This window comes from Maribacter sp. UH1, from assembly GCF_056839145.1.
In genome coordinates this window covers 2902183-2916281 of record NZ_CM166387.1, presented here as the reverse complement: position 1 = coordinate 2916281, position 14099 = coordinate 2902183, and the positions used below count along the sequence as shown (strand labels likewise).

The following is a 14099-nucleotide window of genomic DNA, read 5'->3' as shown; positions in this document are numbered from 1 at the left end:
GATTACAATTCTTTAGATTCCTTATTTTCTTTTTCAAACTGCAAATTAGCCGCTTTATGTATTGCCTTTCTCATGCGGTAGTACGTTCCGCAACGACAAACATTTATAATATTCTTATCTATATCTTCATCTGTAGGCTTAGGCACCTTATTTAAAAGGGCAGCCGTTGCCATAATAAAACCTGGCTGGCAATAGCCACATTGCGGCACAATTTCTTCAATCCAAGCTTGTTGAACAGGATGAAGGTTTTCTCTGTCTCCCAACCCTTCAATAGTAGTAACTTCTCTACCTTCTGCAAATTTTACAGGATAGGAACATGAGCGCACCGCTTCACCATCTACATGTAAGGTACATGCTCCACAAGCCGCTTTTCCACAGCCAAATTTCGTGCCTTTTAAGTCTAGCGTATCTCTAACTACCCAAAGTAAAGGCGTATTTTCATCTGCTATATCAACAGTTTTTAATTCACCGTTAACAGTTAAGGAAATTTTCATAAAATTTTATTATTTAGAAGGAATTACCGCCCCGTTAGCAAACCAGTTTTCAACAGCTTTTTTAAAATCTTCTTTAGAAACCGGAGGCAAAGTTCTTTGTTCTCCATTTGCATGAATACCTGGTTCCCATGCCCAAAGCACTAAATCATCTTCGGTCATATGTTTAACAAGTTCCTCATGACTTCTGTTTCCATTGGTGTTTTTATCCAATAAACGTTCTGCGATTTCTTCTCTTGTTAATCCTTCCCACGCCATTGAAGCTGGCGCTAATGCCCAATGTGGTGCACCAGGAACTCCAGAATTTAAATTATTTTCAGATTGATGACAGGTATTACAATTAGTAGCCTCAAAGCCATGGTCATCTTTTCCCCTTGCCATACCAAAATAATGCGGATGACTATCATCGCCTTGCTTAGGAATGTTATCACTAGGATGACAATTCATACAACGCTGATGGGTAAGTACATCCATCATCATATTATAATCATTATTAGAACTTTGAGATTGCTCTTCTACCATTTCATAAGCTGAAATTTTGGGAGTATTTGCCAATGCAAACAACAAACCCACGACAGTTAATGCTAGAAAAATATAAATTGGCTTTATTTTCATAGTGATTATTAAAATGTAAAAAACATCTAACCTCTTTGAAGATAGCGAATACTTCACAAAAAAGTTACCCCATTAAAATATATAATTTCAACAGGGTAAATATTTTATTTAGTTCTTTGGAAGAAAAACTTCTGCCATCATACAGCGAGCACTACCGCCACCACATGTTTCAATAGTATGAAGAGAGCTATGTAAAATAGCACAGTAATTTTCAATTTGAGCAACTTGTTTTGGTGTTAAACTATGGTAAGCCGCAGAACTCATGACCATATATCGCTTATCATCACTACCCAAAACCTGTAGCATATTACCCGCAAATTGATGCATCTGTTGCTCGGTAATAACTATGACTTCCTTTCCATCTTTTTTAAGGTGCTGCAATACATTTTTTCTTTCTTTCTTATCATCAATGGAATCTGTACAGATAATGACGAAATTTTCAGCCAGAGCCATCATTACATTGGTATGATAAATAGGTAATCGCTTACCATCAACAGATTGATTAGCCGTAAATATGACCGGAAAGAAATCGAAATCTTCACAAAACTCAATAAACAACTCTTCATCTGCACGTTCAGATAATGCACAATATGCCTTATTGTTTACTCTATCTATTAATATACTACCGGTACCCTCTAGAAACAATTCTTCTTCTTCAGCAGAAGTATAATCGACGACATCATTGATTTTAAAACCGTTCTGTTCTAAAATCTCAAAAATATCATCTCTACGTTCATTTCTTCTATTCTCTGCAAACATAGGATAAACACCTACTGTACCGTTGGCATGAAAAGAAATCCAATTATTTGGAAAAACGCTATCTGGAGTATCAGGTTCTTTGGTATCCTGCACAACGATAACATTTACTCCCTTATTTTTTAATACGGAAACAAATGCATCGAACTCCTCTTGAGCTTTCTGATTTATTTCTTGATTCTTCATATCAATATCTTCCATAAAGTAGTTATTGACAGCGGTCTGCTCATTCATTCTGAACGACACCGGGCGAATCATTAGTATTGTATTTGTTATTTGCATAGGGGTACTTATTAAATTGTTGTTTGTTGATTTATAAATTATGCTCTGATCAAGGGTAATGTACTACAACGCAATAACCCTTCTTGCTTTGATATTTCAGCATACGGAATTTCCTCTACCGTAAAACCTTGTTCCCGTAACCAATTATTTAAACGTGTAAATCTTTTTTCTGAAACAACCACATCTGGTGAAATGGAAAATACGTTACTGTACATATGATACATTTCTTTAGCATCAATTTCAAAGACATTTTCCTTTCCAAAAAAATCTACCAACCATTGGTACTCCTCTTCAACTAAAAATCCATTTTTATGAATAATAGCTTTTCCTTTCCCTAAAGGTTGAAAACAGCAATCTAAATGCAATGCGTTTTCTTGAGCAATGGTGTTAGACTTGCGCAATTCAAAAGACTTAATTGTTTTATGCGGAAATTGTTTGGTCAAATATTCAACGGCAGCTTTATTTGTTCTAGCAGTTATGTACGCAGCATAATCAGATGCCGTATAGGTACCTACAAAAATATAATCGTTCCAAGGCATGACATCACCACCTTCAACATGAACATTTTCAGGCGGAGTTAAAATGTTGTCATCATCAATCTTGTCAAGCACATGTAAAATTGCTTCAACCTCTTGCTCACGGTCAGGTAATATATTGGCTTTGATCAATTTATCTTCAATAACAAATGCGATATCTCTAGTAAAAATCTGATTACAATCTTCAAGAATTTCAGGTCTAAAAACCTTAACATCATATTTCTCGAACACTTCTCTAAATGCTTCCATTTCCGCAATCATATCAGATTCAGTTGGGTACGTACCAGCTTTAATATGTTCTTTTGATTTTGGATCGTAAGCTTCTTCTAAAGTAGGAGTTGGTCCAGAACTTTTGGCTATACCTAGAACAACTGCCTTTAAAGGGGAAATTTCATCATTAACATTTAACTGTAGCATATGTATTTATTTAAATCTGAATTAAAATTTGGCACAAAAAAAAAGCTCCTTTACAATTAAAAGAGCTTTTTGTTTTTTTATTAACGGTAGCAATCTACCTCTTGTCCAGTTCGACAAAAGATCTTAAATTTTCACCAACATAAACCTGTCTAGGTCTACCAATTGGTTCACCATTCAATCTCATTTCTCTCCACTGTGCAATCCACCCTGGTAATCTACCTAAGGCGAACATTACTGTAAACATTTCTGTTGGAATACCTAAAGCTCTATAAATAATACCTGAGTAAAAATCTACATTAGGGTATAATTTTCTATCTACAAAGTACTGATCTTCTAATGCTTCTTTCTCCAAACCTTTTGCTATATCCAATATAGGGTCATCTATACCTAAATCTGCCAGTACTTCATCAGCCGCAACTTTTATAATCTTAGCACGTGGATCAAAGTTTTTATAAACTCTGTGCCCAAAGCCCATTAATCTAAAAGGGTCTGATTTATCTTTAGCCTTAGCCATATATTTTTTGGTATCACCACCATCAGCTTCTATAGCCTCAAGCATTTCCAATACTGCTTGGTTGGCACCACCATGTAATGGTCCCCAAAGCGCAGAAATACCTGCAGATAAAGATGCAAACAAACCAGCATGGGAAGAACCTACTATACGTACGGTACTCGTAGAACAGTTTTGCTCGTGATCCGCATGTAATATCAACAACTTATCCAATGCCTCTATTACTACTTTGTTCTTTTTATAATCTTGATTAGGACGTTTGAACATCATTTTATGAATGTTCTCTACATAACCTAAATTATCATCACCGTAATCTAACGGAAGACCTTTCTTTTTACGCAAAGTCCAAGCTACAAGAACAGGGAATTTTGCAAGAATACGTACAATAGCATGGTACATATCATCATCAGAACTTACATCTACAGTAGAAGGGTTAAATGCAATTAATGCACTTGTCAATGATGACAAAACACCCATTGGATGAGCAGATTTTGGAAAACCATCCAATATCTTTTTCATCTCTTCATCTACATGAGACTCATCTTTAATATCCTTATGAAACTTAGCCAACTCTTCTTCATTTGGCAAGTCTCCAAAAATCAATGCATAAGCTACTTCTAAGAAATCGGCTTTCTCTGCTAATTCTTCAATTGAGTAACCTCTGTAACGTAAAATACCTTTTTCGCCATCTAAAAAAGTAATTGCACTTTCACAAGATCCTGTATTTTTAAAACCTGGATCAATAGTTATAATTCCTTTGGTTGCAGAACGCAATGATTTGATATCGATTGCAAGTTCATCTTCGGTTCCCTTAATTACAGGAAACTCGTATTTTTCACCATTATATTCTAAAATAGCTTTGTCTGACATTTTTATTTTTACGTTTTAAATACTTCTCGTAAAGTTAACAAAACAGGATTGGTCTACCAATTTCAAAAATCTGTTTTGGGTAAAATTAACAATAAGTACTATGAATAGCTTTCATTACAACAGATATAGCGACTCGTAATATGCATCTAAAGATTTTTCCCAAGTAAATCGAGCTTTTTTTGCATTCGCTTTTATCTTTTTCCAAGCATCTTTATCTTCTTCCCAAAGAGTCAATGCCTCATCAAAAACCTTAACCATATTCTCTATTTGCTCATCATAAGTTTCACCACCAAAAGCAAAACCTGTTTTTAAATGGTCCACGGTATCTTTTAATCCGCCAGTATGATGCACCAAACAAGGGTTACCATTTCTCATAGCCAACATTTGACTTATACCACAAGGCTCAAATAAACTAGGCATGAAATACAAATCTGTTTCTAAATACATAGAATCTATCAAATCTTCAGATTGCCCGTTAGTAAACACAAAATTTTTATGATGGTAGCTCATATGACGAAAGAATTCTTCATAATCTGGATCACCGGTCCCCAATAGAATAAATATACCGTCTATCTCATTTAACCTGGCAAGCATTTTTTCAAAAGCTTCAGGAGATCGTTTTAAAAAATAGAATTTCTGTTCTGTTAATCTAGCTACGCTAGAAACTATAAATTTAGGTCTATTACCTACAAACTGCATAATCTTCTCACCTGTATGAGCTAGAAAATCAGCTTTATATTTCTTTGAATTTTCTTGAAGCCATCTAAATATAGCTTTAACCGTATTTCTATATAAAAATCCTTTTTCCGCTACTCTTATATTACCATAATTACTAGCATTTAGAATACCAAAAAGACGACCTTCATTATCTGCTTTCAATAAATCGTTCTCCAGACTTTCACCTCCAATAAATTCCGGTCTCCTACTTGGTAATAGCACATCTTCTTTATAAGATGGCGAAACCGTATGTACCGCATCAGCTAAGCGTATACCTACCGCCATTAGATTGATACAATCTTGATATCTAGAATCCATTAATGCAGCATGATCTAACTGTACTTCTGGAAACCAATTATTCACGGAAGCATAATTATTATAAAAAGGACGAATACCCTGTATTGCCAAATTATGTATGGTATACACATATCTCATCTTTTTTAAATCTTGATAATTTGGATGATATGTTTTTATAAACAAAAGTGCAGCAGAATGCCAATCATGCATGTGTACAATATCTAAATCACCAAAAGCTCCTATTTTAATTGCTTCTGCAGTAGCTGTGCAAAATATGACAAACTTTATAAAATCATTAAAAAATGGCTCCGTTGGATCGTCGTGATAAATATGAGCTATACCGCCTTCTACAATTTCAGGATGATGTATAACATAATGTGTAATGTTCTTATCTACTCTCTTTGGAATAACCTCATACAATTCTGCTGTATATGGCATACCCCTAAGACTAAACTCAAGCTTTGTCTTAAAAATTCCGTTTATATGTAATCTAGAGTATGAGGGTACAACTACATGAACTTTATCTTCCCGCTTGGATATTTCTCTAGGGACGTCTCTTACAACATCACCCATTCCACCAGCTTTACAATCAGGAATGGCATCATTCTCTGCGGAAACAAAAAGAAAATTATTCATACGCTAACAAAGAGGGGTTATTATTGATTTATTCTCAAAAGGTAGTTAAAGTTTTGAAGTACGCCAAAAAAAAAAGCCTTTCTCGAAAGAAAGGCTTAATTATATATTACACTTAGAAATTAATCTAATTTGAAAGCCTTTTCTTGTGGGTAGTAAGCTGTACTTCCTAATTCTTCTTCTATACGAAGTAATTGGTTGTACTTAGCCATACGATCCGATCTTGAAGCTGAACCAGTTTTTATTTGACCTGTATTTAATGCAACAGCCAAATCAGCAATTGTATTATCTTCTGTTTCTCCAGAACGGTGAGACATTACTGAAGTATAACCAGCGTTTTTAGCCATATTTACAGCAGCAATAGTTTCCGTTAAAGTTCCAATTTGGTTTACTTTAATCAATATTGAATTAGCAATACCTTTTTCAATACCTGTAGATAGACGTTCAACATTAGTAACGAATAAATCATCACCTACTAACTGAACCTTATCACCAATTTTATCGGTCAAAGATTTCCAACCATCCCAATCATTTTCATCCATACCATCTTCAATAGAGATTATAGGATATTTAGCACTTAAATCCGCTAAGTATTGGGCTTGCTCTTCAGATGTTCTAATTACACCCGATTCTCCTTCAAATTTAGTGTAGTCATATTTTCCATCAACAAAGAATTCTGCTGCAGCACAATCTAAAGCAATCATTACATCGTCACCTAAGTTGTAACCTGCATTCTTCACTGCTTTTGCTATCGTATCCAAAGCATCTTCAGTACCACCTGCAAGGTTTGGCGCAAATCCACCTTCATCACCTACTGCAGTACTAAGACCACGATCGTGCAATACCTTCTTAAGGTTGTGAAAAATCTCTGTTCCCATTTGCATTGCATGTGTAAAGCTTTTTGCTTTAACCGGCATTACCATGAACTCTTGAAACGCGATAGGCGCATCTGAGTGAGAACCACCATTTATAATGTTCATCATTGGTACAGGCAACGTATTAGCGCTAACACCACCAATGTATCTAAAAAGAGAAAGACCTAATTCATTTGCAGCAGCTTTCGCAGCAGCTAATGAAACACCTAAAATTGCGTTAGCTCCTAATTTAGATTTATTTGGTGTTCCATCTAAATCTATCATAGTTTGATCTAAAAGATTTTGATCAAACACACTCATTCCTAAAATCTCTTCCGCTATAATACTGTTTACGTTATTAACAGCTTTACTTACACCTTTACCCATGAAAGATTTACCACCATCACGTAATTCAACAGCTTCATGCTCACCAGTAGAAGCTCCAGAAGGAACCGCAGCTCTACCCATTACACCATTTTCCGTAACTACATCTACTTCAACAGTTGGATTACCTCTAGAATCTAAAATCTGCCTTGCGTGAACATTTAATATAATACTCATTTTAATCTTTTTATTTGTTGTTTGTAAGAAGTAAAGATACAAAACAGGGAAATCACTGGGTTTGTTTAAACCCAACATTTCCCAATTAATTAATGTTAATTTAAACTATTTCGTTATGTTTTGAACTTTTCTCAATTAATTTGAAAAAATCATCAAAAAGGTAATCAGCATCATGGGGACCTGGACTTGCTTCTGGGTGATATTGAACAGAGAATACATCCTTATTTTTCATACGAATACCAGCAACCGTCTTATCATTAAGATGTGTATGCGTAATTTCTAAATTCTCATTAGCCTCTGTTTCTTCCCTATTAATTGCAAAGCCGTGGTTTTGAGAAGTAATCTCTCCTTTACCTGTAATCAAATTTAGTATTGGATGATTAATACCCCTATGTCCATTATGCATTTTATAAGTTGAAACTCCGTTTGCCAAAGCTAAAACTTGATGACCCAAACAAATACCGAAAAGAGGCTTATCTGTTTGTATCATTTTTTTAACTGCAGTTATGGCATCAACCAAAGGCTCTGGATCACCAGGACCATTAGAGATAAAAAATGCATCAGGATTCCAAGAAGACATTTCTTCAAAACTACTGTTAAAAGGAAACACTTTTACATAAGCTCCACGCTTAACTAGATTTCTTAAAATATTCTTTTTAATACCTATATCAAGTGCGGCAATTTTGAAAGTAGCATTTTCATCACCTACAAAATAGGGCTCTTTCGTAGAAACTTTAGAAGCCAACTCTAGTCCTTCCATACTAGGCACTTCACTTAACTGTTTTTTTAAGTCTTCTATGTTCTCTATATCCGTAGAAATTACAGCATTCATTGCTCCATTATCTCTAATATAACTAACTAAGGCACGTGTATCTACATCAGATATTGCAAATAATTCATTTTTATCTAAAAAACCTTGTAAACTATCATCTGCCAAAGGTCTAGAATATTCATAGCTAAAATTTCTACAAACTAATCCAGATATCTTAATAGACTCAGATTCAACTTCATCTTTATTTACTCCATAATTACCAATATGTGCATTAGTAGTTACCATAATTTGCCCAAAATAAGAAGGATCAGTAAAAATCTCCTGATAACCTGTCATTCCCGTATTAAAGCACACTTCTCCAAAGGCAGTACCTTCTTTATCGCCAACAGATTTTCCATAAAAGATAGTACCATCTGCAAGTAATATAATAGCTTTTCTCTTTGCCTGATATTTCATTTTAGTCTTATAATTTATTCGTTCACAAAAAAACATAAAAAAAGGATAAGCTAGAAAGCTTATCCTTTTTCATTATTAATATTTATCGACAATTTTATTCCTTAGAATCATCTGTCTTAGCTTCTGTTTCTGTTTGAGCTTCTTCAACTTTAGTTTCTTTCTCTGCAGAAACCGCAGCAGCATCACTACCACCTGATCTTCTACTTCTTCTAGTAGATTTCTTCTTAGGCTTACCAGCATTATACAATTCGTTGAAATCAACTAATTCTATCATTGCCATATCAGCGTTATCACCTAAACGATTACCTAATTTGATAATTCTAGTATAACCACCTGGTCTATCAGCAACCTTTTCAGATACTACACTGAACAATTCTGTTACAGCATACTTATCACGTAGGTTCTTAAAAACAATACGTCTATTATGAGTACCTTTCTCAGCACTAACATTATTTTCCGCTTTTGATTTTGTAATCAAAGGCTCAATAAACTGCTTTAAAGCTTTAGCTTTAGCAACTGTAGTGTTGATTCTTTTGTGCTCGATCAAAGAACAAGCCATGTTTGCTAACATTGCTTTTCTATGAGCAGTCTTTCTACCTAAGTGGTTAATTTTTTTACCGTGTCTCATGTTTTAATTTTATCATCTTGCTACCAAACTCGACAGAACGAGGAGCAAAATATGATTATTTAATCTTTATCTAATTTGTATTTTGATAAATCCATACCAAAACTTAATCCCTTATTAATAACAAGTTCTTCAAGTTCAGTTAAAGATTTCTTACCGAAGTTTCTAAACTTCATTAAATCATTCTTATTGAAGGAAACTAAATCTCCTAAAGTATCTACTTCAGCAGCTTTTAAACAATTTAGAGCACGAACAGAAAGGTCCATATCCACTAATTTAGTTTTCAACAATTGTCTCATGTGTAAAGACTCTTCATCATAAGTCTCAGTCTGAGCAATCTCATCAGCTTCTAATGTAATACGCTCATCAGAGAATAACATGAAGTGATGTATAAGAACTTTTGCTGCTTCAGTTAAAGCATCTTTTGGATGAATTGACCCATCTGAAGATATTTCAAAAACCAATTTTTCATAATCGGTTTTTTGCTCTACACGAAAGTTTTCAATACTATATTTTACATTCTTAATTGGCGTAAAAATAGAATCAACAGCTATTGTACCTAATGGTGCACCAGATTTCTTATTTTCCTCTGCAGGAACATAACCTCTACCTTTTTCAATAGTTATCTCCATATTGATACTAACTTTAGCATCCATATTACAAAGAACTAAATCTGGATTTAAAACTTGATATCCAGAAATAAACTTTTGAAAATCACCAGCAGTTAATTGATTCTTACCACTTACAGAAATTGAAACAACTTCAGCTTCAGAATCTTCTATTTGCTTCTTGAAACGAACTTGTTTCAAGTTTAATATAATCTCTGTTACATCTTCAACAACGCCAGGTATGGTAGAAAACTCATGCTCTACCTTATCAATCCTAACCGAAGTAATTGCATGACCCTCTAAAGAAGAAAGCAATACTCGTCTTAATGCATTCCCAACAGTTAATCCATAACCAGGTTCCAAAGGGCGAAATTCGAACTTCCCTTCGAAATCAGAGGAATCGATCATTATTACTTTATCGGGTTTCTGAAAATTAAATAATGCCATAATTGGATCGGTATTGTTTATTTAGAGTATAACTCCACGATTAATTGTTCTTTGATATTTTCTGGAATCTGTAATCTTTCTGGAATACTAACATAAGTACCTTCCTTCTTCTCACTGTTCCAAGAAATCCACTCATATACTGCACTACTAGCAGCTAATGAATCTTGTATACTTTGTAATGATTTAGATTTTTCTCTAACACCAACAACATCACCTGCTTTTAATGAGTAAGATGGTATATTAACCAACTCTCCATTAACTGTAATATGTCTATGAGAAACTAATTGTCTTGCACCACTTCTAGTTGGAGATATACCCATTCTAAAAACTACGTTATCTAAACGAGACTCACATAATTGAAGTAAAATCTCACCAGCAACACCTTCTTTTCTCTTTGCAGTTTGGAATAAGTTTCTAAATTGCTTTTCTAAAATACCGTAAGTATATTTAGCTTTTTGCTTCTCCATCAACTGAACAGAGTACTCAGACTTCTTGCCTCTTCTTCTGTTGTTTCCGTGTTGTCCTGGAGGGTAATTCTTTTTTTCGAAAGATTTATCATCTCCGAAAATTGCTTCGCCGAATTTACGTGCGATTTTTGATTTTGGTCCTGTATATCTTGCCATTTTCTTTTAATTTGAAAGTGAGATTATGAATTAAGGCTTATCCTTCGATAATCGTAACTACACTTTCGGTGAAATATAATAGTAATTAATTAAACTCTTCTTCTCTTAGGAGGTCTACATCCGTTGTGAGGCATTGGAGTAACATCGATAATCTCAGTTACTTCGATACCAGCATTATGTAAAGATCTGATTGCAGATTCTCTACCATTACCTGGACCTTTTACATATACCTTAACTTTTCTTAAACCTGCTTCATGAGCAACTTTAGAACAATCTTCTGCAGCAACTTGTGCAGCATAAGGTGTATTTTTCTTAGACCCTCTAAAACCTAATTTACCGGCAGATGACCAAGAAATAACATCTCCCTTTTTATTTGTCAAAGAGATAATGATGTTGTTGAAAGATGCACTTATGTGCGCCTCACCTACAGAATCAACTATAACTTTACGTTTCTTGGTAACTTTAGTATTTGCCTTTGCCATACCTAATTATTATTTAGTTGCTTTCTTCTTGTTAGCAACTGTTTTACGCTTTCCTTTTCTAGTTCTAGAGTTGTTTTTAGTACGTTGACCTCTTAAAGGCAAACCTGACCTGTGACGAATACCTCTATAACAGCCAATATCCATTAAACGCTTAATGTTCAACTGAGTCTCTGAACGTAACTCACCTTCAATGGTAAATTCAGAAACAGCTTCCCTGATACGACCTATTTCATCATCATTCCAATCAGAAACCTTAGTATCTTCGCTAACTTGGGCTTTACTCAATATTTCTTGTGACCTACTTCTTCCAATTCCGAAAATATAGGTTAAGGCGATAACGCCTCTCTTTTGTTTTGGTATATCTATACCTGCGATTCTTGCCATAATTACCCTTGTCTTTGTTTAAATCTAGGATTCTTTTTGTTGATTACGTACAACCTGCCTTTTCTGCGAACAATCTTGCAGTCGGCACTTCTCTTCTTAACTGATGCTCTTACTTTCATCTTGTATCTTAGTATCTATATGTAATTCTTGCTTTAGTAAGGTCATATGGACTCATCTCCAATTTAACCTTATCTCCAGGTAATAGTTTTATATAGTGCATACGCATCTTACCTGATATATGCGCTGTTACCACATGTCCATTCTCCAATTCTACACGAAACATTGCATTTGATAATGCTTCAATGATAGATCCATCTTGTTCTATTGCTGCCTGCTTAGCCATAAATTATGCTACTTTTCTATTTTTACCAGTTTTCATTAAGCCGTCATAATGTCTATTCAACAAATACGAATTAACCTGTTGTACCGTATCTATAGCAACACCCACCATAATTAAAAGTGAAGTACCACCGTAAAATAACGCCCATCCAGCTTGAACATCCATCAACTTTACCACTATCGCCGGTAAAATAGCCAGCAAAGCTAAGAAAATAGATCCAGGTAACGTTATTAATGACATAATCTTATCTAAATAATCTCCAGTTTCTTTTCCTGGACGAATTCCAGGGATAAAACCACCACTCCTTTTAAGGTCATCTGCCATCTTATTGGTAGGAACCGTAATTGCAGTATAAAAATATGTGAAGATTATAATCAATATTGCAAAAAGCAAATTATAAGCCCAACCAAAAATATCGCTAAACTGTACTTGCATCCATTGTCCAAATGAAGTATCATCAAAAGCTCCACCTATCATACCCGGTACAAACATTATTGCCTGAGCAAAGATTATTGGCATTACTCCTGAAGCGTTTAACTTTAATGGTATATACTGTCTAGAACCCATGATGTTTTTCTCATATCCACCAGAAGCGGTTCTTCTTGCATATTGCACAGGAATTTGTCTTGTAGCCATTACTAACAGAATACAAGCCAAGATTACTAGGAACCAAACAATTACTTCAATTAATATGAACATTAGTCCACCATTATTATTAGTAGTTCTTGATATAAATTCTTGAACGAACGACTGAGGCATTGTAGCGATTATACCTATCATAATCAAAAGTGAAATACCATTACCAATACCTTTATCAGTAATTTTCTCACCTAACCACATTGCAAACACAGTACCTGTTACCAATATAATAACAGCTGGAACCATAAAATCTAATCCTTTCCCTAATAAGAAAGCACTATCCCTTACACCGAAAGCCTCAAGACCATACAAATATGCAGGAGCTTGAACAATACAAATACCGATAGTCAACCATCTAGTAATTTGATTAATAGTCTTACGACCACTTTCTCCTTCTTTTTGTAATTTCTGAAGATAAGGAATTGCAATACCCATTAATTGAACTACAATAGATGCAGAGATATAAGGCATGATACCTAATGCAAAAACAGAAGCATTAGCAAACGCTCCTCCTGTAAATGCATTTAAAAGACCAAAAATACCTTGATCAGTACTATCCGTTAAACCACCTAATTGTGTTGAATCTATACCTGGAAGTACAATTTGACAACCAAAACGGTAAACCAATAAAAGACCTAACGTTATAAGAATTCTATTTCTTAGCTCTTCTATCTTCCAAATATTGGATATTGTATCAATAAAATTCTTCATGCTCTCGTTTATGCTTACAAACTTATTGCTTCACCACCTGCCGCTTCAATAGCTGCTTTGGCAGATGCTGTAAATTTATGTACTGAAATTTTAAGAGATGCTTTTAATTCACCATTTCCTAAAATTTTCACTAAATCGTTCTTACCAACTAAACCATTCTCAATCAAAAGATCTAAAGAAACTTCATTGGTTATAACTTTGTTATCAACAAGCTCTTGCAACTTTTCTAAATTGATACCTTGGTAGCTCTTACGATTGATATTCGTAAAACCGAACTTAGGTACACGACGTTGCAAAGGCATTTGACCACCTTCAAAACCAATTTTCTTAGAATAACCAGATCTTGATTTTGCTCCTTTATGACCTCTTGCAGCTGTTCCTCCTTTTCCAGAACCCTGACCTCTTCCAAGGCGTTTTCCGTCTCTATTCACTGAACCTTCTGCAGGCTGTAAATTATGTAAACCCATTTTAT

General features: G+C 34.6%; 17 protein-coding genes. All 17 read right to left on the bottom strand.

All coding sequences use genetic code 11. The features are described from left to right. Positions 1–2: 2 nt before the first annotated feature. The gene (locus tag UH1x_RS12655) at positions 3–494 is read right to left on the bottom strand and encodes a (2Fe-2S)-binding protein (protein WP_482622006.1); all 492 of its coding nucleotides are present in this window, start codon (positions 492–494) and stop codon (positions 3–5) included. 9 nt (positions 495–503) lie between these two features. Then, a complete protein-coding gene (locus UH1x_RS12650; RefSeq protein ID WP_482622004.1) occupies positions 504–1106 on the bottom strand; it encodes a hypothetical protein in 603 nt (200 codons plus the stop codon). 108 nt (positions 1107–1214) lie between these two features. Beyond that, positions 1215–2144, bottom strand: coding sequence for a citrulline utilization hydrolase CtlX (ctlX, locus tag UH1x_RS12645; protein WP_482622002.1), 930 nt, complete (start codon positions 2142–2144; stop codon positions 1215–1217). 38 nt (positions 2145–2182) lie between these two features. Then, a complete protein-coding gene (locus tag UH1x_RS12640) occupies positions 2183–3097 on the bottom strand; it encodes a dimethylarginine dimethylaminohydrolase family protein (RefSeq protein ID WP_482622000.1) in 915 nt (304 codons plus the stop codon). Positions 3098–3191: 94 nt separating this feature from the next. Continuing rightward, positions 3192–4478, bottom strand: a complete 1287-nt coding sequence (locus tag UH1x_RS12635) for a citrate synthase (RefSeq protein WP_482621998.1) — start codon at positions 4476–4478, stop codon at positions 3192–3194. 114 nt (positions 4479–4592) lie between these two features. Next, positions 4593–6128, bottom strand: a complete 1536-nt coding sequence (locus UH1x_RS12630) for a glycogen synthase (protein WP_482621997.1) — start codon at positions 6126–6128, stop codon at positions 4593–4595. Positions 6129–6247: 119 nt separating this feature from the next. Next, on the bottom strand, positions 6248–7540 hold the full coding sequence (gene eno / locus UH1x_RS12625; protein WP_482621995.1) for a phosphopyruvate hydratase: 1293 nt from the start codon (positions 7538–7540) through the stop codon (positions 6248–6250). A 100-nt stretch (positions 7541–7640) separates the two neighbouring features. Then, positions 7641–8768 (bottom strand): glutamine-hydrolyzing carbamoyl-phosphate synthase small subunit, encoded by a 1128-nt coding sequence (carA, locus tag UH1x_RS12620; protein WP_482621993.1) that lies wholly within the window; start codon positions 8766–8768, stop codon positions 7641–7643. Between the two features lie 94 nt (positions 8769–8862). Next, positions 8863–9396 carry a 50S ribosomal protein L17 gene (gene rplQ / locus UH1x_RS12615; protein WP_036152175.1) on the bottom strand — a complete coding sequence of 178 codons (534 nt, stop codon included), beginning with the start codon at positions 9394–9396 and terminating at the stop codon, positions 8863–8865. A 59-nt stretch (positions 9397–9455) separates the two neighbouring features. Beyond that, positions 9456–10448, bottom strand: a complete 993-nt coding sequence (locus UH1x_RS12610; RefSeq protein WP_036152173.1) for a DNA-directed RNA polymerase subunit alpha — start codon at positions 10446–10448, stop codon at positions 9456–9458. Positions 10449–10465: 17 nt separating this feature from the next. Beyond that, the gene (rpsD, locus tag UH1x_RS12605) at positions 10466–11071 is read right to left on the bottom strand and encodes a 30S ribosomal protein S4 (RefSeq protein WP_396632095.1); all 606 of its coding nucleotides are present in this window, start codon (positions 11069–11071) and stop codon (positions 10466–10468) included. An 89-nt stretch (positions 11072–11160) separates the two neighbouring features. After that, positions 11161–11553, bottom strand: coding sequence for a 30S ribosomal protein S11 (gene rpsK, locus UH1x_RS12600; protein WP_036152169.1), 393 nt, complete (start codon positions 11551–11553; stop codon positions 11161–11163). A 9-nt stretch (positions 11554–11562) separates the two neighbouring features. Next, on the bottom strand, positions 11563–11937 hold the full coding sequence (gene rpsM / locus UH1x_RS12595) for a 30S ribosomal protein S13 (RefSeq protein WP_036152167.1): 375 nt from the start codon (positions 11935–11937) through the stop codon (positions 11563–11565). Positions 11938–11939: 2 nt separating this feature from the next. Further along, positions 11940–12056 (bottom strand): type B 50S ribosomal protein L36, encoded by a 117-nt coding sequence (gene ykgO / locus UH1x_RS12590; protein ID WP_013305171.1) that lies wholly within the window; start codon positions 12054–12056, stop codon positions 11940–11942. Positions 12057–12064: 8 nt separating this feature from the next. Next, entirely contained in the window at positions 12065–12280 is a 216-nt protein-coding gene (infA, locus tag UH1x_RS12585) for a translation initiation factor IF-1 (RefSeq protein WP_013305172.1), read from the bottom strand. Between the two features lie 3 nt (positions 12281–12283). Next, the gene (gene secY / locus UH1x_RS12580) at positions 12284–13627 is read right to left on the bottom strand and encodes a preprotein translocase subunit SecY (RefSeq protein WP_036152165.1); all 1344 of its coding nucleotides are present in this window, start codon (positions 13625–13627) and stop codon (positions 12284–12286) included. Positions 13628–13641: 14 nt separating this feature from the next. Beyond that, complete coding sequence (gene rplO / locus UH1x_RS12575) at positions 13642–14094, bottom strand: 50S ribosomal protein L15 (RefSeq protein WP_036152163.1); 453 nt, start codon at positions 14092–14094, stop codon at positions 13642–13644. Positions 14095–14099: the final 5 nt, after the last annotated feature.